The organism is Flammeovirga aprica JL-4, from assembly GCF_012844305.1.
Lineage (GTDB): Bacteria > Bacteroidota > Bacteroidia > Cytophagales > Flammeovirgaceae > Flammeovirga > Flammeovirga aprica.
This window is the reverse complement of the sequence record NZ_JABANE010000022.1, coordinates 40,696-61,624: the sequence shown is the minus strand read 5'-3', so window position 1 is coordinate 61,624 and position 20,929 is coordinate 40,696. Positions and strand designations below refer to the sequence as shown.

16 protein-coding genes are annotated in these 20,929 nt (G+C 35.8%); 10 read left to right on the top strand and 6 right to left on the bottom strand.

What is annotated here, in order from left to right:
• Positions 1-80: 80 nt before the first annotated feature.
• Positions 81-1,625, bottom strand: a complete 1,545-nt coding sequence (locus HHU12_RS10210) for a sigma-54-dependent transcriptional regulator (RefSeq protein WP_169656640.1) — start codon at positions 1,623-1,625, stop codon at positions 81-83.
• Between the two features lie 703 nt (positions 1,626-2,328).
• Between HHU12_RS10210 and HHU12_RS10205 the strand changes: the two genes are divergently transcribed.
• Together HHU12_RS10205 and HHU12_RS10200 are read left to right on the top strand one after the other, a co-directional pair.
• Positions 2,329-2,880 (top strand): Pathogenesis-related transcriptional factor and ERF protein, encoded by a 552-nt coding sequence (locus HHU12_RS10205; protein WP_169656639.1) that lies wholly within the window; start codon positions 2,329-2,331, stop codon positions 2,878-2,880.
• A 4-nt stretch (positions 2,881-2,884) separates the two neighbouring features.
• Positions 2,885-3,220 (top strand): hypothetical protein, encoded by a 336-nt coding sequence (locus HHU12_RS10200; RefSeq protein ID WP_169656638.1) that lies wholly within the window; start codon positions 2,885-2,887, stop codon positions 3,218-3,220.
• 246 nt (positions 3,221-3,466) lie between these two features.
• Here the strand turns inward: HHU12_RS10200 and HHU12_RS10195 are convergent, their stop codons facing one another.
• Complete coding sequence (locus HHU12_RS10195) at positions 3,467-4,192, bottom strand: HAD family hydrolase (protein ID WP_169656637.1); 726 nt, start codon at positions 4,190-4,192, stop codon at positions 3,467-3,469.
• A gap of 309 nt (positions 4,193-4,501) precedes the next feature.
• Here HHU12_RS10195 and HHU12_RS10190 point away from each other — a divergent pair, with 309 nt between their 5' ends.
• A complete protein-coding gene (locus HHU12_RS10190; protein WP_169656636.1) occupies positions 4,502-6,073 on the top strand; it encodes an arylsulfatase in 1,572 nt (523 codons plus the stop codon).
• Positions 6,074-6,284: 211 nt separating this feature from the next.
• On the top strand, positions 6,285-7,283 hold the full coding sequence (locus tag HHU12_RS10185) for a helix-turn-helix domain-containing protein (RefSeq protein WP_169656635.1): 999 nt from the start codon (positions 6,285-6,287) through the stop codon (positions 7,281-7,283).
• On the opposite strand, the gene HHU12_RS10180 is transcribed toward HHU12_RS10185, so the two are convergent.
• From HHU12_RS10180 to HHU12_RS10165, 4 genes are all read right to left on the bottom strand, one after another.
• Entirely contained in the window at positions 7,280-7,915 is a 636-nt protein-coding gene (locus HHU12_RS10180; protein ID WP_169656634.1) for an HAD family hydrolase, read from the bottom strand. The two genes, HHU12_RS10185 and HHU12_RS10180, sit on opposite strands and share 4 nt — an antisense overlap.
• Positions 7,916-8,003: 88 nt before the next feature.
• Positions 8,004-8,474, bottom strand: a complete 471-nt coding sequence (locus tag HHU12_RS10175; RefSeq protein WP_169656633.1) for a peptidylprolyl isomerase — start codon at positions 8,472-8,474, stop codon at positions 8,004-8,006.
• A gap of 88 nt (positions 8,475-8,562) precedes the next feature.
• Positions 8,563-11,814 (bottom strand): PAS domain-containing protein, encoded by a 3,252-nt coding sequence (locus HHU12_RS10170; RefSeq protein ID WP_169656632.1) that lies wholly within the window; start codon positions 11,812-11,814, stop codon positions 8,563-8,565.
• A gap of 70 nt (positions 11,815-11,884) precedes the next feature.
• Positions 11,885-12,487, bottom strand: a complete 603-nt coding sequence (locus HHU12_RS10165) for a thymidine kinase (protein WP_169656631.1) — start codon at positions 12,485-12,487, stop codon at positions 11,885-11,887.
• A gap of 146 nt (positions 12,488-12,633) precedes the next feature.
• Here HHU12_RS10165 and miaA point away from each other — a divergent pair, with 146 nt between their 5' ends.
• The 6 genes from miaA to recQ all read left to right on the top strand — a co-directional run bounded on the left by miaA (position 12,634) and on the right by recQ (position 20,798).
• Positions 12,634-13,542, top strand: coding sequence for a tRNA (adenosine(37)-N6)-dimethylallyltransferase MiaA (gene miaA, locus HHU12_RS10160; protein WP_240970898.1), 909 nt, complete (start codon positions 12,634-12,636; stop codon positions 13,540-13,542).
• Positions 13,543-13,545: 3 nt separating this feature from the next.
• Complete coding sequence (locus tag HHU12_RS10155; RefSeq protein ID WP_169656629.1) at positions 13,546-15,036, top strand: PAS domain-containing sensor histidine kinase; 1,491 nt, start codon at positions 13,546-13,548, stop codon at positions 15,034-15,036.
• A gap of 42 nt (positions 15,037-15,078) precedes the next feature.
• Positions 15,079-15,513: a response regulator gene (locus tag HHU12_RS10150; RefSeq protein WP_169656628.1), complete on the top strand. Its 435-nt coding sequence runs from the start codon at positions 15,079-15,081 to the stop codon at positions 15,511-15,513.
• Between the two features lie 12 nt (positions 15,514-15,525).
• Positions 15,526-17,214 (top strand): sensor histidine kinase, encoded by a 1,689-nt coding sequence (locus HHU12_RS10145; protein ID WP_205959847.1) that lies wholly within the window; start codon positions 15,526-15,528, stop codon positions 17,212-17,214.
• Entirely contained in the window at positions 17,186-18,238 is a 1,053-nt protein-coding gene (locus tag HHU12_RS10140; RefSeq protein ID WP_169656626.1) for a response regulator, read from the top strand. Before HHU12_RS10145 ends, HHU12_RS10140 begins: the two co-directional genes overlap by 29 nt.
• A gap of 385 nt (positions 18,239-18,623) precedes the next feature.
• Complete coding sequence (gene recQ, locus HHU12_RS10135; protein WP_169656625.1) at positions 18,624-20,798, top strand: DNA helicase RecQ; 2,175 nt, start codon at positions 18,624-18,626, stop codon at positions 20,796-20,798.
• The last annotated feature ends 131 nt before the right edge of the window (positions 20,799-20,929 follow it).

Here is a 20,929-nt window from a genome sequence, read left to right as displayed (position 1 = left end):
CAATAACTTAATTTAAAATGACATTCTATAAAAGTGACTTTTTTTCGTGATATATCACTAAAAAAAAGCTCCAAAGCATTTTAAGAACTCACTTTACTTTCTTTTAGAATAGATAGTTTTTTCATTTTTGATCTAAGCGTAGCTTCATTAACTCCCAATACTTCAGATGCGCTATTCTTACCACTGATTTTCCAATTACACGAATTCAATATTTTAAGAATATAAGCCCTCTCATTTCCCTCTAATGTTAAAAAAGCTTTCGTTTCATTCTCTTTTTTCATCTTATATTCCTCAAAATCCTTCAGGCGGAGCGTTTTTCCTTTAGAGGCTAAAACAGCTTTTTGTACAACTAAGCGAAGTTCTTTAATATTTTCTGGCCAATCATAAGATTGTAATTTTTTAAGACTAGCCATTGAGATGGATAATTCATCAACATTATGCTGATCACAAAACTGCTTCATAAAATAATCCGTCAGATAAGGAATGTCTTCTCTCCTATTTTTAAGCTGAGGCAAGTGAATAGTGTAAATACTGAGATACTGATAAAGTTCTGTATTAAACTTTCTTTCTCTCACTAATTGTAAAAGATCTTTTGTAGTAGTGATAATAAACCTTACATCATATATCAAACGTTTTTCCCCTTGCTCTTTTAACATGGAAAGCAATTGTTCCTGATCGTTATCAGACATATTTTCAATATTTGATAAAATCAGCGTGCCATTGTTCACTACATCCATAATACTCTTTTGATACTCTGAATTAGGTTTGCTTTCATAATAACGTGACTGAAAAATTGATTTGATGGAAGGGTGACAATTATAGACAATATGAGGTTTAGTTGCCCTATTACTCTTTTCTATTATTAAATCCGCTACATATTTTTTTCCAGTCCCCACTTCACCTGCTATCAGGACGGTACTTTTATGGTTAGCAATTCTCTTGACTTCCTGTTCTATACTGGAAATAAAACTGCCTACAAAAAGCTCATTGGGTTTTGTATTCTGAGATTCCACTTTCAAAAATGTATTTTCCTGTTCCAGTTCTTCTGCCAGTAAATGTAGTTCTTGTAAAGTCTTCCTTAATTTTTTCTGTTCTCTTCTTTTTTCTGTAATGTCATAACCTATTATATAAGTTTGCTTATTGCTTTCTGTATTTAGGGTTATAATAGAGGTTTTGATATATTTAAATGGTTTACCTACTGTTTTATATAAAGTCAGATGATCAGCTTTATCATCTTCATATTCTTCAAACAATGAAGTAAATGTTTTTCCTAACAAATCATTTCCTAGTATTTTTGAAGAAAAACTATTGACAAAATTCACTTCTTTTTTCTCATTATATCCTATCACATATAAGTTGATTTCTTGAATCAGTTTATTAAAATTACTGGATACCAAAAATAACACCTCCCGGTGTTTAGTACCTTTATATAAGTCTGTTATTAAATCAAAGTTGAATAATAAAATCGAAAGAATAGCAGCATATTCTGAGACATAAATGGAGGCATCAATAATACCTAAATCCATTAATACATCATAAATATTACTTGACAAGAAAAGTAACAGTACAGTGATTTGGATTTGGAATTTAAAACTTGTCCTATCAAAAGAAGATATAGCCATCATCCATATGAAATAAATCAGGCTACTCCCGTAAAAAACAAGAACTGAAATATCATAAACCAGGGAAGTACTACCTTTTAAAAAATAATATTTTTGATGAAAAAGTATATCAAGCTCAATGAGCTCAAACTGATTATCAAACATAAAACTTGTATTTTCTGATAGAAGAAGTATACTGATTAAGAATGTAATAGAGGAAATAATGTAAAAGGGAATCTTACTTCTGTTCTCATTTAGGAGAAAAACAGCCGAAAATATACACTCCATTAACATTAAATACACCAACACTGTAAAGGTTGAAATTTTACGATGTAGTTCTAATTCACTTTCAAGATGTTGGTAGGTAGTAGACAATATAAATAGACTAGATAGTATACATATTCCACTATACGCTAACTGTACTTTGTTATAATGACTGAGTAAAGAATTTAATATATATAAAACTGACAATGCTATAAATATTCCTGATAGTAATATATTTACAGTGGTTATTATTCCCATAATTTTTTTTAGGTTTTAAATATTTAAAAATAAACATTCTTATCGGAATTTATTTTATTTAATGAGTAATTATTACCATAATTAGCTTTGTTAAAGGCCTTATCACTTAATAATAGTGAACACAAGATTAAAAGATACAACCAAAAAACTAATCATTCGTTCGATTTACTATATTAACAATCCTAATTACTTAATTCTTTATACCATGTTATGTAAAATCAAGTTGAAAAACACGGACGAAAGTGCGTTAATTTCAGTTCAAACGTTCGAATTCATTGAGAAAAATGAATATTATAAGGAGATAAATCTTCTTGAAAATCTGAGAAAACATGTAAGCGGTTATATCTTTTTTCAGAAAAACTATCCGACAAAAGATGGTAAATACCAAAACGTGACCATCTATCTTCATAAACTTGTGGCGGAAACATTTGTTGAAAAACCAGAGTCAGATAAGAGACTTTTTGTAAGAAATAAGAATGGCAATTCTTTAGACTGCAGAGAGGAAAACTTGGAGTGGGTGACAATGGCAGATCTAAGAAGACACCAAAATCACAGAAATAAAACAGGCTACAGAGGTGTGGTTCAGGTGAGTAAGAATTCTTTCCGCGCTGTTTTATATTCTGAAGGAAAACGTCATGATTTAGGAGTTTACAAAACAGCACAAGAAGCGGCTGACGTTTACAACAAGTATTCTGAACAACTCTTTGGAGAAACAAAAGGATTGAACAGAGTACACGCAACTTCGGTAAAAAAATAACACTATGAACATTATATTATTTACATCATTGGTAGTGATGTTGATCATTACTAGTATTTCTCATTTCTCAAACAGAAACCACACTTTAGAAAACATTGGTCATACTTCAGAAATTTGTGTGAGCGTCGTAAAATCTTCACTCGTAGTCAATTTTCCGTTAGGTCTAATGAGTTTAGGATTGTTTCTTATCGCAGTATTGAAAAGAATTGGATTAATTGCAATTCCTTTTAGTTTACGCCAACTGACTTACAATACAGTTGATTCTTTTATCATTGTTGGTGTATTACTTCCTGTTATCGCTATGATTATTGGGATTAGGGCTTCACAAAAAGAGGCGTGAAGATGTAAATAATATATTATTCAGTACATAAAAGGCCATAAGTGATCGCTTCACTTATGGCCTTTTTAAATGTTTCAGCAATAAGTACTGTGACAGAAGAAAAGGGATGATTTTAGTTTAATATTTTTTATTCTAATCAAGGCAGATTTGCAGAGCATAGCCTTAGTTACGCGATAAAAATCTAACGAAGAGTAGGATAAAAAAGATAAGATAAAATGTACCTTTACTTTTGTCACAGTACTTATCCTATTGGAAAATAGTGGTCCAATCACTGATGTTTATCGTTCCGAAACCTTTGTCTTTACACTCTGATACATATTGTTCAGGTTTAGCATATTCTCCAGAAGCTTTATGATCGTGAATGACCAAGTAAGACTTTTTAGTGGCATACTCCATCATCTCATAATCACCAGCAGAGTTACCAAAAGCAAACATCGGCTGATAGCCTGCTTCTTTTAGATTCTGGACTTTCCCTTCATATTCATTGACTCTCACTGACATGTTTGTACCAATCACATCATCAAACATAGGAAGACTTGTTTTTGCTGCTACTTGAGCAAAATACTCTTCTGAGGCAGTACATAAAATGACTTTAAAATCATTTGCTTTCAAGTACTCTACTAATTCAAGCATGGGCTGATACACCTTGGCTTTATTATCCGCAAAGTATTCATCCACGTATTTTTTATAATTTTCATCTTTTGTCAATGCGACTAATGCTTTCACTAAATCATCTTTAGATTTGATGTCAGCTTTAGAATATTTTTTAGTAAAAAGAGCAATCTCATAGGTAGGCGATTCTGAAATCATCGTACCGTCCATATCAAATGTAGCCACTCTACCTTTTTTAGGTGCTTTTTTGACCATTTTGATCAACTCACTACGCATTGGTTCATTCCAGCTCTGTAATTCCTGTGCACTTACCATATTTGATACAAGTAAGGAAAATAATGCTACTAGGAAAAATTTCATTTTATTTATCATATCTCAATAATTGGGTAATTAAGTTACAATCAAACTAAACGTTTAATATCAAACAAAGTTTCATTTTATTGATAAAATTTACCAAATGAAATGTTTTCTATCTCAAAATGCGTGAATTGTTTATAGTATCTCTAAGGAAATTCACATAATTCAGTAAATAATCCACTTTTATCAAATTAGAACAAATCAGCTCATTTCATGAACAGATAAGTACATTCCACAGGATTACTATACCCGTTTTATCTAAGTGTATTATTTGTACAAACGTGATTTAATTATTCATTTTTAAATACGGAAATGAGAAAAGTATTATTATCTATCCTTTCATTTATCACTGTCCTTCCGGTATGGGCAGGTGATAATCCAACAAAAAAATCGCCAAAGAAACCCAATATCGTGATTCTTTGGGGTGATGATATCGGACAATTCAACTTGTCATTCTGGAACAGAGGACAAATGGGGTATATGACTCCTAACATCGACAGAATCGCTGAAGAAGGTATTGCATTTACAGACTACTATGGCGAGCAGTCGTGTACAGCAGGTAGATCTGCATTTATGACAGGTCAAAGCCCTATCCGTTCGGGTTTATCTAAAGTAGGTTTGCCTGGCGCACCTGCCGGATTCAAAAACGAGCACCCTTCTATTGCTTGGTTATTGAAGAGAGAAGGATATTCTACGGCACAATTTGGTAAAAACCACTTTGGTGATAAAGATGAGCAGTTGCCTACAAACCACGGTTTTGATGAGTTCTTTGGTAACTTATACCACTTGAACGCTGAAGAGGAGCCAGAGCACGAGGACTATCCTAAAGAGGAGTGGTTCAAAGAAAAGTTTGCACCAAGAGGTGTAATCCACTCTTTTGCTGATGGTAGAGTTTCTGATACAGGTCCATTGACAAAGAAAAGAATGGAAACTGTTGACCGTGAAATCACTGACAGAACTTTAGAGTGGTTAGACGAGAAAGCAGATGACGATAAGCCATTCTTCTTATGGTACAACACTGTAGGTATGCACTACCCTACTTACCCTGCGGAAGATATCAAAGGTATTTCTGGAATGGAAGGTGATACTTTCTATGCTGACGCAATGGTAGATCACGATAGAAACATCGGTAAGGTATTAGCAAAATTAGAGGAATTGGATATGATGGAAAACACGATCATCATGTACTCTACTGACAACGGTCCTCACTACAACGAATGGCCTGATGGTGCTGTAACTCCATACAGATCAGAGAAAAACACCAACTGGGAAGGTGCCTACAGAATCCCTTGTCACGTAATGTGGAAAGGCACTATTCCTGAGGGAAAAGTATTAAACGGTATTGTTTCTCACCAAGACTGGTTGCCAACATTATTATCAGCAGCAGGAGTTGAAAACATCAAAGAAGAAATTGAATCAGGTATTTCTTACATGGGAAGAGACGTTCAAACTACAATTGATGGCTACAACATGCTTCCTTACTTCAAAGGTGAAGTAGCTGAATCTCCAAGAGAAACTTTCATTTATACTTCTGATGATGGTGATATCACGGCAATCAGAATGGGTGATTGGAAAGTAGTTTACATGGAGCAAAGAGCGAAAACTTTAGCGTTATGGTTAGAGCCATTTGTAGAGTTAAGAGCTCCAAAAGTATTCAATATCAGAAGAGATCCATACGAACGTGCAGATACAGATTCGAACTCGTACTGGCATTGGATGTCAAAAAGACCATTCTTCTTATACAAAGGTGGTTATACTGCAGGACAGTTTATCCAATCATTATATAAATATCCACAAATCCAATCTATTGACAGTTTCACTATCGATAAGGTAATGGATCAGTACAATAAGTGGAATGAGGATAGATTAAAATCTCAAAAATAGCTTAGAACATGTTTGGAGCCTTGATTTCTAGAAATTAAAGGTTCCAAACTAAAGCTTCGCTAATTGTAGAATAAATGACTACTTAACTAAAAACTGAAACCAATTATTAGTACATAACTGGAACCTATATTTTAGAAATGAGGTTATAAACATTCTCTCAACAAAGAGCCTCTAGTTTTAATAACTAGAGGTTTCTTTATAAATTGGAAATATGAAAGTCTTAAACTTTAAAGAAGGTTCTATGAGGGGATTGATCGACCAACTACAAGAATTAGTTGGTGGCAATTACCACAAGCAACTTTTTACTGTAAATAGTAAATACTTAAAATGTAAAATCAGGTATTTTCAACTTCATCCAGGACTTGAAGTTTCGACCAACTCGTATACCTTTGATGAAGACACAAAGATTGTTTTCAAAGGAGACAAAGAATCGCAACGTTACCTATGTTTTCGTTTTTCTTACACTGGCGATCTTGTAAAAAGTAAAATATCAGAACAACCCGAACTTTCTCCTTCTGGTGGAATGATTGCTTATGACACTACCGTAAGTACTGAAATATTTATCAAAAAAGGGTTTCATTATCAATGGGTAGGTGTACGCATCAAAAAAGATATAGTCGACAATGAAGAACATCTATTTAAAGAGTTTTTGGGAGATTTCTTTTCTAATGATGAAGGACAGGAGTGGCTGATCTACGATAATATCCCTTTGGAAACTCATGTACTCTTAAAAGATACTTTTGCTATAGATGAAACAAAACCTAACCTTGTCATCAACCCTTTATTAGTGGCTAAAGCAAGTGAGATGCTGAGTATTTTTTATGATAGAATACTTAGCAGAAAGCATAAAATCACTTCTAAAAATCTGCATTCAGAAGATTTTGAGCAATTGATGAAAGTAAAAGATTACATCCTATCATCATTAGATTATGTCCCAACTCTTCAAGAACTTGCAGAAATGTATGGTTATTCTATTTCAAAACTCAGAAGAGATTTCCAGCAAGTTTTTGGAACTTCAGTGATTAAATTTCACCTTAATTATAGGCTGGAGAAAGCTAAAATCCTTTTGGCATCAGAGGCCAATAATATTCAGAATATTTCAAGAATGTGCGGATTTAAATCGAGCTCAAAATTCTCTTTTTATTTCAAAAAGAAATATGGCATCACACCAAAAGAGGTAGCTAAAAGGTATCAGAGTAATCTTCTCTAATTTATTAATGTCAATAATTCTTTCATGTCTTTAAAGACTTTAATGCCTTTAGAAGTGTACTTTTCTTCTTCTTGATGTCCCACATAAACCATCACATCAAAACCTCCATTTTGAGCGGCCACTACACCAGACATGCTGTCTTCAATCACTACACAGTCTGACGGTTGCATGCCTAAGTGCTGTGCTGCGGTTACAAAAACCTTTGGATCAGGCTTCCATGCTTGCAGGTCATAAGCACTAAACATGTTTCCTTCAAAATAAGGATATAATCCAGTAGTTTTTAAATTCAACTCCATTTTACGCATAGGACCATTAGAAGCTACCGCAAAAGGTACTTTCAAGTCTGCTACTACTTCCTTTATCCCATCAATAGGCTGAATATCGTTCTTGAAGGCTTCAAATGTTTTCTGGCGGAACTGCTTTTCAAAATCTTCGTTGAGTGTGATTTGATACTCTTCCTGCACATATTCCACAATTTGATCAAACGCCTTTCCTGTCAACGTTTTAATCGCATAATCATAGCTCATTTCCACTCCATAAGCACTAAAAAGTTCGATGAAGACATTCATAGTGATCGACTCTGAATCTACCAACACCCCATCGCAGTCAAAAATTATAGCTTTGTATTTCACGCTTCAAAAAAATAGTTATCAAAAAAAAGAGACTGACTCAATCTTATATTGAATCAGTCCCCATATTAAAAATCCTCTCAAAAAAGGATTATAGTTTCTTTACTTCCGGCAATTCAGCGTCACCTTCTTCTTTGATGATCTCAATAGAAAGGATCTTGTCGTTCGCACGGATATCGTCTACTACTTCAACACCTTCAACTACTTTACCGAAACAAGTGTGATTACGGTCTAAGTGAGAAGTTTGAGTACGGCTATGGCAAATAAAGAACTGAGAACCGCCAGTGTTTCTACCTGCATGCGCCATTGATAAAACACCACGGTCGTGGTATTGGTTATCACCATCTAATTCACAAGCAATTCTGTAGCCTGGTCCACCTGCACCTGTACCGTCAGGGCAACCACCTTGAATGACAAAATTAGGAATTACTCTGTGGAAAGTTAATCCATCATAGTAGTTATGCAACGCTAAGTCTACGAAATTCGCTACCGTGTTTGGAGCATCATTTTGGTAGAACTCTACTGTCATATCTCCTTTTTCAGTTTTAATGATTGCTTTCATCTCAATGTTTTTATGAATGATAAATTAATCAACGTGCAAATGTAATCAATTCAAGCGTTGAATAATAAGTACTTGGTCAAAATATCACCTAAACTGTTTTCTGATGATTAGGTCTTAATGGAGTAATATTGATTAAAGCTGAAATAACAACTTCCTCTCCTTCTAAATCTGTATACACTGAGTTGCCTTTCTCCAATACAAGAATCTTCTTTCCTTCTCTGAGTGTCAATGTGTAAGTTTCATAATACGACTTCCCATTTTTGACAGCTTCTTGGATATTTTGCATCGCCTTATCATATTTTTCCTCATCACCCACTTTTACAAATGGCTTCAAGTCAGAAGAACCTCCAAAATAGCTTTGCCATACTCCAGTAGTCTTTTTGATATCACTGATATCACTTACAGACCTATAAGCAATAGAAACTGGTACTTTATCAATACTTTCTTCAGCAAAATCTTCAAATTCCAATTGGGAAGCTATACTACACATCGCATAAATTTTACCCGATGAATTGACCATTGGGAATTTAACGTACTTGTATTTAGTACCATCTTCTCTTTGTTCTACATAAGAAACTTCTGTTTCCTGTTCAGAAATACCTTGGTCCAATTCCCAAATCAAGCTTCCTTCTTCTTCTCCAAAGATTTCAACGTCTGTTTTTCCTATGATGTCATAACCCAAGTTCAAGCGTTTTGTCAGCGTCTGATCTACCATGATGTACCTTCCTTCAAGGTCTTTCATATACACCTCGGCTTCATAAGTATCAAAAATAGCTTTCAACTGTCTTCTTGATTCTTCTAGCTCTTCCTCTCTCTTCTTTCTGCCTGTAATATCATGGAACATCACCGTAGCACCAATGGTCTCCCCATCTTCTCCATGAATTGGATAATAACGAGTATCCATAATTCTTTTAGAAGACCCGAACTGGAATGTCATTTCATCTGTAAATGCATGTCCTTCCAGTGCTTTCTTACAGTTCTCTTTATAACGAGCCTTGTTTTCCGAACGCACTAAATCAAGCATCACAGTTTCGCCTTCTACAATGATCATCCCTCTTCCTTTAAATACTTCCTTGATCGCATTGTTGGCTAGCGTAATGATCATTTTTTGATCTATGGCCACTACAAAATCACTTGTTACATCTAAGAATGCTTTTAAGTTGGCCTCTCTTATACTTAACTGCTCTTGTGATATTTTTAATTCTATCGTACTTGATATATCATTAATAGCACCTGCAAAACGTTGGGCTATTCCGTTGTCGTTGTGTTTTACTGCTCCTGTCACATAGAACCATTTAAAGGCTCCTGATTTCAATCGAAGTCTAACCTCTAAAGAGTTTGGAGCTATGCCTAAGTGATCTGCAATCAGTCCATTAAATAGTTTGATAGCTTTATCTCTATCTTCAGGGTGAATGTTACTGATAAACGACTCGAAATCATTTTGCAATTCACCTTCATCATATTCCAGCAACTCCTCAAATCGGTGCGACCACCAGAAGTTAGTAGTTTCATCCAGAGTGCCATTCACGAGAACTGCATCCCAAATACCTTCTGAAGTTCCTTGGAAAGCTAAATCAAAACGCTCTAATGTTTTGGCTAACTGCTCTGTTCTATCTTTTACTTGATTTTCAAGGCTAGTACGCAAAGCTTCCAATTCGTTCTGCCTTCTTTCCATCTCCTCCTGCGTCGCCTGAAGTTCTTCGTAGTTCTGACGCATCTCTTCCTCTTGGCTTCTCAAGTGATCTCTCTGCTGTTGAGAAGATAATAAGAGCTCTTTGGTACGTTGGTTGTTTTTGGCAGTTCTTAAAGTAGAAGCAATACTCTCTGCTACTCTTTCCACAAACTCAACTTCAAACGGCTCGATTTCTTTGAAACTAGCAATCTCCAATACCCCTTCTACTTCATCATTGATTTTTAAAGGAACAATCAAAACAGAACGAGGTGTAGAATCACCTAAACCTGATGTAATTTCTGTATAACCATCAGGTACGTCATTCAAATAAATCGTTTCACCTAAAAGGTAGGCTTGTCCTAACAGCCCTTCACCAAAACGGCCGTCAATATGTATTTTCTTATCAATAATTCTTTTTCTCTCAAAAGCATAAGTCGCTTCAAGATTTAAGAACTTCTGCTGATCTTCTGTTTCGTCTAAGAAGTATAATTCACCTTGGTTGGCATTGAGGTAAGCAACCAATTCACTAATAATGGCATTGGATAATTCTTTTAGATCTTGATTTGTTCTCAAGATTTCGCCAAAGTGGGCCATACCCTTTGTAATCCAGTTTCTTTTTTCATCTTGGTAAGCAACATCTTTCAGCTTATTTCTCATCTGCACCAACGCATTACCTAGAATGTCATAATCACTGGCAGGTTTGAATTTCGCTTCAAAATGACCTTCACCAATACTCAAGGCAAACCTACTGGCCCTGCCCAAGTTATCCCTCAGCTTATTACTCGATAAGATAATATCATTCATCTCATCGGTGGTTTCATCAATATCCTGTCCTAAATCACCTACTGACAAACGGTCCAATTGATTCACTGGTCGCTGAAGTGAGGTATTCAAGGTTCGGATTACAAGTAATGAAGAACCGATGGCTAAAATGGAGAAGAAAAATGTTACGAAGGCAATAGAGGAGTTGGCTGATGCAATATCTTCGTTGATTCTTTTCACATCATCCAGCATGGCTTTACGTTGCTGTTGTGATAAAGGACCTAAATAATCTCTGATTTCGGCTTTTAGAGGTGAAATTGTGGTCAATAGATAATCTACAATGTATTCGTCAACCTCTGATTTCTTTTTAAAGCTTTCCAATTTCAGACGCAGCGTAAGTGAATCATAAGTATCTACATCTTCCTGAATGGCCGCAAAGTCTGTGATGTGTTGTTCAAAGTAAAGCTCTAAATCATCCTGACCGTGTTTGTATTCTTTCAAAAGGATACCAAGGGCATCGATTGATCTACGGTCCTGTGATGTAAGTTGCTTTCCTAGTTCTTCCAATGTTTCTAATGCAGGAAGAATATCTGTATCCCATAAAGAGTTTCTTTCATCTTTATAGGAATCATCTTTCGTAATAAAATAACCTCGTTGAGCAGCAGAAACACGGTCCAAGCCCGCGTTGATTCTAGCAGTCATGACAGTGATAGGGTTTCTCGTTTGGATTACCCTATCACCTACATCACTGACCAAGTTGTTTTGATAAACAACCAGGATGGTAAATGTTATTAAGATAAATAAGTAGGAAGTAGTTAATAAAACATTTCTTCCTTGTATAGTTTTGAAACTAAAGTAACGCGAAAATTGACGTCCTAAATTATCTGTATCTATTCTTTTCTGCATCGAGAAGTTTATTTTTCTGCCAAGTCAGTGTAGAGAGCAAAGCATAAAATAACTTCAATATCTCTACAAATCAAGAGTTTGCACTTCGAGAGGACATGCCTTTTTGATAACATTTTCGACATCTCGCCTCATAAGAATCCGTTTCTCCTAAAAGCACTTGTTCATCTGAAGCGGATAGTCGGTATGAATATAGCGCAGGTTCACCACATTTTACACAAATAGCGTGCAATTTTGTCACATATTCTGCAATTGCCATCAATTGCGGCATAGGTTCGAAAGGTTTTCCTTGAAAATCCATATCCAAACCACAAACTATGATACGGTGCCCGGCATTGGCCAATTCAACACAAACATCTACTAATTTGTTGTCAAAAAACTGTGCCTCGTCAATAGCTATAACTTCATTTTTGCCAACATATTGTGTGATTTCCTCAGCAGATTTGACTGGAGTTGAAATAATTGAGTTGGCATTATGAGAAACCACATTTTCCTCATGATACCTTGTATCTACAGCTGGCTTGAAAATATGAACTACTTGTTTGGCGATAGTGGCTCTGTTTACTCTTCGGATTAACTCTTCTGTTTTACCCGAAAACATTGATCCACAGACCACTTCTATCCATCCGATGGGTTTGTCTTCGGTACGGTCTTGAAATCTAGGTTCTACAAACATGATCTTTAATTTATACTAGGATCGCAAAGGTAAGTTTTGTTTTCTTCTTTCCCTACTCTGTTTAGAATTGCTATCTTAAAAATTTAACCTGCCGGCTATGGTCTTGGTGTTAACCTTTGTATCTTTGTAACAAATTATTCAGGATATTGGAAAAAGAAAAAATATTAGTAGTTGTTGTTGGTCCTACCGCTGTGGGTAAAACCGACTTTTGTGTAGAATTAGCACGTAAATTATCCACGGAAATTGTTTATGCCGATTCCCGTCAGTTTTTTAAAGAAATGCAGATCGGTACGGCACGCCCCACGGAAGAGGAAATGCAGGAAATTCCGCATCACTTTGTCGGGCACTTGTCCATCGAACAGGAATACAGTTTCGGGCACTATGAAAAAGATACTTTACAACTACTAGAACAACTTTTCCAAAATCATAAATATGTCATCCTTTCTGGCGGTTCAGGAATGTATGTCGATGCGATCTGTAATGGCATTGACCCTATGCCAACCAGCGATCCTAACGTCAGAGAAGTACTGAATAATCGTTATAAGCAAGATGGAATAGCACCTTTGCTAGAAGAACTGCAACAAAAAGATCCTGAGTATTATAACCAAGTAGATAGAGCCAATTATCAGCGTGTAATCAGAGCACTTGAGGTGATTGAGATTACAGGCAAAAAGTATTCTGGACAGCGCAGTCAGTACAAAGCGAACCGTCCTTTTAAAATCATAAAAATTGGCTTGAACAGAGACCGGCAGGAGCTTTATGACCGTATCAATATGCGTATGGATATTATGCTCAACAATGGCCTTCTTAAAGAAGTGGAAAGTCTTTTTCCTCACAAGGATAAAAACGCGCTGCAGACTGTAGGCTACAAAGAGATTTTTGACTTCTGGGATGGAAAGCAGGACTGGAACACCACCGTTGAACTCCTTAAGCGAAACAGCAGAAGGTACGCTAAAAAACAATTGAGCTGGTTTAAAAGAGATACTTCCACCCATTGGGTACACCCTTCTCAATTAGAAGATGTAATTAAATATATCCACTCCCTCAACTTATAAACCATGTCATCAAAAATATTAGAACAGAACAACTTCCTCTCCCCTTTATTTTTCGCTGCTTCAGAGGGTATTATTATTTGTAATAAGAAAGGGGTAATCGTAGCCATCAATCCCATGGGATGCAAAATATTTGACTACAAAGAAGAAGAACTTATAGGTCAGGAACTGGAAGCACTGCTTCCTGATGCTATCAAAAATATGCATAAAGGGCTTAGAAATTCTTATTTTGAAAATCCTGAGGTGAGACCTATGGGACTCGGAAAAGAATTTATTGCCCAGAAAAAAAGTAAAGAAGTTTTCTACGTGGAAGTCAGCATCAGTCATATGATGATTGAAGAGGAATTTCATGTGGCCGCTTTTGTGCACGATATCACCAAAAGAAAAAATGGTGAACTTCAGGTCGTAAAGCAACAGCAATTACTGGAATATTACGCTGACTATGCTCCTGCCGCTATTGCTATGCTGGACAAAGATTACACTTATCTGATTGCTAGTAACAGGTGGAAGAAAACTTTAGGAGTAAATACCAATCTAGAAGGAAAAACAATCCAAGAAACACTGCCTAGTTTTAAAGACTCATGGTATAATGTGTTTGAAAGAGTACTGCAGGGTGAAAAGTCAGGTGTTCAGATGGACTATATTGAACGTATGGACCTCAGCAGTATCTGGATTGAATGGGAAGCACACCCTTGGTATAACAGTGACAATCAAATCAGCGGTACCATTATTTTTGCTGAAGACGTTACAGAACGACTTGAAAATGAGCAAAAGGTAAAACAGTACATGCAGGAATTGATTCTCAAAAACAGAGAACTAGAAGATTTTGCTTACGTCAGCTCACATGATTTGCAGGAACCGCTAAGAAAGATTCGTGCTTTTGGTGACCGTTTAAGTAAAAAAGAGAAAGAAAACCTTTCACCTAAAGGACAAGACTACATCAATAGAATGCTGAATTCGGCGGAAAGAATGCAGCAATTGATTACCGACCTTTTACGCTTCTCAAGAATCTCTTCCAAGGCCAAACCTTTTGAAGAAATTGATCTCAACGAAGTATTAAAAGATGTAATTTCTGACCTTGAAATTGCCATTAATGAAGCGGAAGCGATAATCCGTGCAGTTGAATTGCCAACTATAAAAGGAGATATTACGCAGTTAAGACAGCTTTTCCAAAATTTAATTTCAAATGCAATCAAATTTAGAAAAGATGATACTGCACCAATAATAAGAATCAGCTGTGAAGTTAATGATTCCAAATCCAATGAAATTGAAATTTCTGTAACGGATAATGGTATTGGTTTTGATGAAAAATATAATGAACGTATCTTCCAGATCTTCCAGAGACTAGAAGGACGAAAATACGATGGTTCAGGTATTGGATTAGCTATTTGTAAGAAGATCACACAACGTCATGGCGGTGACATTACAGCAAGCAGTAAAGTCGGAGAAGGAACCAGTTTCACCTTTACTTTAAGAACTGATTTAGAAGAAGAATAAATACATCATTTCAGACTAATTTTTTTATTTAATATTCACTTTATGACAACCACTATTCTTTACGCTGACGACGACCCGGAAGATAGAATGCTGACCGAAGAAGCTTTTGAGGAAAGCAACTTATCCGTTCAGCTCCGCTTTGTAGAAGATGGAGAACAATTAATGGACTATCTTTCTCATAATGGTGCGTTTTCAGATCAAGACAAATTTCCATTGCCCGATTTAATTCTACTAGATCTTAATATGCCAAAAAAAGACGGAGTAGAGTGCCTGAAAGAGATCAAAGACAATGATCTTTTAAGAAAAATACCTATAGTTATATTAACAACTTCAAATGATGAAGAAGATGTCGTAAAAACTTATAACTTAGGGGTCAGCTCGTTTATTACTAAGCCGGTAACTTTTGAATCCATGGTTGAAGTTGTGGAATCAATCAATAAATATTGGTTTCAAGTGGTAAGATTACCGAATTTATAGTTTTCAGAATTTATGCCTTTTTCGCAACATACGGATCAACATAATCAAATCGTGAAGGTACTCCTCATTGATGACGATGAGGATGATTATATCATTACTGAAGATGTATTAGATGATATTCCTTTCAGAAGTTATGAACTTGACTGGGTGTCTAGTTATGATGACGCCATTAAGATTGTTCATGAAGGAAATCATGATGTCTATATTGTCGATTATTTGCTGGGTGCTAAAAGTGGTTTAGATCTCATCATCGAGTGTTTAGAGGACCATCCTTTTAAGCCGTTTATCTTACTGACGGGACAAGGTGATGTGAAAGTCGATGAGCAAGCCATGGTAGCGGGTGCTTCTGATTATCTTGTAAAAGGTCAGATTACCCCTCAGCAACTGGAAAGAGCTATCCGTCATAGTATCCTGCACAGTAAACACCTGAATCACATTCAGGAACTCAACGAGAAACTTGAACAAAGGGTACAGGACAGAACACGACAGCTTGATAATGCCATTAAGACTTTACAGCGTTCCAATGAAGATTTGGAATTACAGATTTTCGAAAGAAAAAAAGCAGAAGATGAGCTTCTGAAAAGTCAAGCTATTTATAAAATCATTGCCCATAACTTCCCTTATGGTCTTATTGCCGTATTGGATGAAAACCTGCACTACCTCTTTGCTGATGGTACTGGATTTAAAGACTTAGATCTTGATGCAGATAAAATTGTAGGTGCTAAATACTTTAAATTTCTTTCAGAAAATGACCCTTCAAGAGCCGAGGAATATCAGAAGTGCTTTAAACTAGCACAAGAAGTGATCGAGACAGGTGAAGAGGCTATTTTCGAGTTTAAATATAAAAACCTCAACTATTCTACGATCATCGTTCCGATCAAGAATAGCAGGCAACAAACCAAACAGGTGCTTGTGGTGATGCTCAATGTCACACAGCAGGCTAAAGCAGAAGAAGAGATACGAAAAGCATTGACCAAAGAGCGTCAGTTGAATGAGTTGAAGAGTAGATTTGTTTCTATGGCTTCACATGAGTTCAGAACTCCTCTGAGTACAATTATGTCTTCTGTTTCATTGATTTCCCGCTATAATTCACCTGAACAGGAAGAGAAAAAAGAGAAACACATCAAACGTATCAAGTCAAGCGTTAATAATCTTACACAAATCTTGAATGATTTCCTTTCTATTAGTAAATTGGAGGAAGGTAAGGCGTTTGTACATCGATCGACTGTTGATGTGGATTCTTACATAGATAATTTGTGCGATGAGATGTCTTCTGTTACGAAGCAGGGACAGAAAATTATCATCAGTCATGAAGGGGAATCACAGTTTAAGACTGACCCTCAGATACTGAAAAATATTATTATAAATTTACTATCAAACGCCATCAAATACTCTGGTATAGGAAGCCGAATCTGGATCAGTTCCAGCATTGATGAAAATGAACTGAGTGTAAGCATTAAAGATGAAGGAATGGGAATTCCACAAAAAGATCAAGTACATTTATTTGATCGATTCTTTAGAGCTGAAAATGCGATTAATATTCAAGGCACAGGCTTGGGACTAAATATTGTCACAAAATACTTAGAAATGCTGAGCGGATCTATATCCTTCGAGAGTAAAGAAGACGTGGGTACAACATTCTCAATTAAAATACCGAAAAAGTTTATTCCAAATGAAAAAAATACTGTTGATAGAGGATAATTTAGAGATGCGTGAAAACACATCAGAAATTCTGGAATTATCAAATTACGAAGTAATTACAGCTGACAATGGTAAGGTGGGCGTTGAAAAAGCAAGAACTTCCAACCCTGATTTAATTATTTGCGACATTATGATGCCTGAGTTAGATGGCTACGGTGTATTGTTCGCTTTATCTAAAGACCCTAATACAGCTAGTATTCCTTTCATTTTCCTTACAGCGAAAGCCGAAAAGTCTGATTTCAGAAAAGGAATGAGCCACGGTGCTGATGATTACATTGCTAAGCCATTTGATGATGTTGAGCTTTTGGACGCTATTGAAAGCCGTCTGAAGAAGTCTGACACTGTTCGTAAGCATTATGAGCAATCTCCAGAAGGTTTTGATTCATTTATCAGCGATGCTAGAGGAATGAATAACTTGGATAAACTTTCTGAAAATAGAAAATCACGTACTTATAAAAAGAAAAGCGTGTTATTCTACGAAGGTGATCATCCAAATGCACTTTTACAGATCGTAAGCGGTAAGGTAAAAACATACAAAACAAACGAAGACGGAAAGGAATACATCACTGGTATTCACGGTCCGGGTGAGTTTTTAGGTTATGTGGCTTTATTGAAAGATGTTACTTACCCTGAAAGTGCAATGGTGCTTGAAGAGTGTGAGATCACTATGATTCCTAAAGAAGACTTCTTCTCATTGATTCACAATAACAGAGACGTTTCTCATGCCTTTATCAAGCTTCTAACAAAAGAGGTAATTGAGCAAGAAGAGAAATTATTGAAATTAGCATACGGTTCGGTAAGACAGCGTGTAGCAGAGGTGTTACTTCAGTTAGACAAGCGTTACCAACAAGGTCCAAACGAAAGAATGTCGATCACAAGAGATGACTTGGCGAAAATCGTTGGTACTGCAAAGGAAACTTTAATCCGTACTTTATCTGATTTCAAAGACGAAAAATTGATCGAAATCAAGGATAAAAATATTACGATTATCAATTTAGCAAGACTAGAAAGATTGAGTCATTAATCCTTCGTAAGGTCCTGAAATTGATATTTCAACCAACATTTAAAAAGCCTGCATTGAGAAAATGTAGGCTTTTTTTGTAATATTACATTACTAAAGTTGGAACAGATATATATTTTATTGGATTTTTTCTATTTGTAATCTTATTAGGAATTAACGTAATATTCTCACCTTCAATGTTGAGGGGTTGAATATTAATAAAACAATAGCATCTATTATAATTGGTTAAGGATAACTACTATGAAAACTAATTGGGTTTTTGTATATTCATATAAACAATAGGATTGAAGCTACAATACTTTTAGTATTCATCTATACAGACACAGAATTTTTAAAGCATCCAATTATTTATACTATCTTATATAGATAATTTATTTTGAAATAGCATATGGCAAGTACGAATGTACAATCACCGTTAAAAGATAAATTAAAGGAGGTATTCGGTTATAATCAGTTCCGTGGGAATCAGGAAGTGATTATACAGCATATTTTAGATGGCAAAAATACTTTTGTAATTATGCCTACTGGTGCTGGAAAATCTCTTTGCTATCAATTACCCGCAGTAATGAGAGAAGGAACTACAATTGTAATTTCTCCTTTAATCGCGTTGATGAAAAATCAGGTGGATCAACTTCAAGCTTTAGGAATTAATGCTAGTTTTCTTAATTCCACCTTGAGCAAAAGTGAATCTAACAGGGTAAAGAAAGAAACATTAGAAGGGAAGACAAAACTGCTTTATGTGGCTCCTGAATCACTAACTAAACCGGATAATATTGAACTTCTTAAAAAGTCTAATATTTCATTCATCGCCATTGATGAAGCCCATTGTATTTCTGAATGGGGTCATGATTTTAGACCGGAGTACAGAAGAATAAAACAAATTATAGAAGAAATTGGCGATTTGCCGATCATAGCGCTTACTGCCACGGCTACGCCAAAAGTAAGAGCGGATATACAGAAGAACCTTAGAATGGAAGATGCCAATATCTTCTTATCTTCTTTCCATAGAGATAACCTTTTTTATGAGGTGCATCCTAAGAAAGATCCTAAGGTACAGCTGATCAAATTTATTAGAAAACACCAGAATAAATCTGGTATTATCTACTGCCTCAGCCGTAAAAAAGTAGAGGAAGTAGCCGAGTTTTTGAGAATCAACGGCATCAATGCTTTGCCTTATCACGCCGGAATGGAATCTTCGCAGAGAATGGGCAATCAAGATGCCTTCTTGAATGAGGATTGTGATGTGATCGTAGCAACGATTGCCTTCGGTATGGGTATTGACAAACCTGATGTACGTTTTGTGGTGCACTACGATGCACCTAAGTCTTTGGAAGGTTATTACCAAGAAACAGGTAGAGCTGGTAGAGACGGCTTGGAGTCTTACTGTATGATGCTTTTCAGTCCTGAAGATATTTCTAAACTAGAAAAGTTCCATAAAGACAAATCGATCACTGAGAGGGAAAATGTGCATATTCTCCTTCAGGAAATGAGCTATTATGCTTATTCTTCTGTTTGTAGAACAAAGCAGTTGCTTCATTACTTTGGTGAACATGTAGAAGAAAATTGCGGGCACTGTGATAACTGTAAAGCCAAGCATTCTTCTTTCAATGCCAAAGAGCAAATTTTATTGGCATTACAAGCTGTAAATGAAACCGAAGAGCGTTTTGGTATTGAGCATATCTGCAATGTACTCACAGGTACTCGTACAGATTATGTGGAAAGCTACAATCATTTTGATTTAAAATCTTTCAGCAAAGGAAGTGAATTTGACAACAAGCATTGGGAGTCAATCATTCGTCAGTCAATGATTAATGGATTTTTGGCGAAAGATGTGGATCAAATCACAATCATTCGTACCACAGAGAAAGGAAAGGAGTTTGTAAAACGTCCTTTTGATATAGATTACACGCAAGATTATCAATGGCCTTCTGAGTTGGAAGCATTAAATGAAGAAGCTGTTGTTGCAAATGCTTTTGACAAGGAGCTTTTTGATATTCTAAAAGCGAAAAGAAAGAAAATCGCTCATCAAAAAGGTATACCTCCTTATGCAATCTTCCAAGAGCCTTCTTTAGAAGAAATGGCAACCACTTATCCTGTAACCAATGAGGAATTGATGCAAATCAATGGTGTTGGTGCGGGTAAGGCAAAGAAATTTGGTAAGCCTTTCTTGGATATCATTCAAGACTATGTGGAACAGAATGAAATCACTACCGCAAAAGATGTAGTGGTAAAAAGTACTGTCAACAAGTCGAAAGCGAAGATCGCAATCATCCAACAAATCGACCGTAAGCAAGATATTGAAGACATTGCTGAGTCATTAAAAATCTCTTTTGATGATGTGTTGGATGAAATCGAAAATATTGTGGATTCGGGTACTAAACTGAACCTCGACTATTACATCGACACCATCATGGATGAAGAACGATTGGATGAAATCTATGACTACTTCATGAGTTCTGAAACGGATGAACTTGATGATGCTTATGATGAACTCGATGAAGACATCGGCGAGGATGAGATTCGCTTGGTGAGAGTGAAGTTCTTGTCTGAGGTGGCAATGTAGTTTTTGAATAAAGAATTAACAATGAAGAATTTCACTTTTGATTCATTGTTTTAGACATAAAGAAGCCTTCAATATCCAAAAATATTGAAGGCTTTTTTTGTGGTTCGATGGGTAGACACATAGGTCTACCC

Excerpts from the sequence above, each read along its gene's own strand:
- HHU12_RS10210 (WP_169656640.1), bottom strand. The coding sequence starts at position 1,625 with ATGATGGCTATATCTTCTTTTGATAGGACAAGTTTTAAATTCCAAATC.
- HHU12_RS10170 (WP_169656632.1), bottom strand. The coding sequence starts at position 11,814 with ATGCAGAAAAGAATAGATACAGATAATTTAGGACGTCAATTTTCGCGT.
- recQ (WP_169656625.1), top strand. The coding sequence starts at position 18,624 with ATGGCAAGTACGAATGTACAATCACCGTTAAAAGATAAATTAAAGGAG.
- HHU12_RS10175 (WP_169656633.1), bottom strand. The coding sequence starts at position 8,474 with ATGAAAGCAATCATTAAAACTGAAAAAGGAGATATGACAGTAGAGTTC.
- HHU12_RS10155 (WP_169656629.1), top strand. The coding sequence starts at position 13,546 with ATGTCATCAAAAATATTAGAACAGAACAACTTCCTCTCCCCTTTATTT.
- HHU12_RS10165 (WP_169656631.1), bottom strand. The coding sequence starts at position 12,487 with ATGTTTGTAGAACCTAGATTTCAAGACCGTACCGAAGACAAACCCATC.
- HHU12_RS10200 (WP_169656638.1), top strand. The coding sequence starts at position 2,885 with ATGAACATTATATTATTTACATCATTGGTAGTGATGTTGATCATTACT.
- HHU12_RS10195 (WP_169656637.1), bottom strand. The coding sequence starts at position 4,192 with ATGAAATTTTTCCTAGTAGCATTATTTTCCTTACTTGTATCAAATATG.
- HHU12_RS10150 (WP_169656628.1), top strand. The coding sequence starts at position 15,079 with ATGACAACCACTATTCTTTACGCTGACGACGACCCGGAAGATAGAATG.
- HHU12_RS10145 (WP_205959847.1), top strand. The coding sequence starts at position 15,526 with ATGCCTTTTTCGCAACATACGGATCAACATAATCAAATCGTGAAGGTA.
- HHU12_RS10205 (WP_169656639.1), top strand. The coding sequence starts at position 2,329 with ATGTTATGTAAAATCAAGTTGAAAAACACGGACGAAAGTGCGTTAATT.
- HHU12_RS10185 (WP_169656635.1), top strand. The coding sequence starts at position 6,285 with ATGAAAGTCTTAAACTTTAAAGAAGGTTCTATGAGGGGATTGATCGAC.
- HHU12_RS10140 (WP_169656626.1), top strand. The coding sequence starts at position 17,186 with ATGAAAAAAATACTGTTGATAGAGGATAATTTAGAGATGCGTGAAAAC.
- HHU12_RS10190 (WP_169656636.1), top strand. The coding sequence starts at position 4,502 with ATGAGAAAAGTATTATTATCTATCCTTTCATTTATCACTGTCCTTCCG.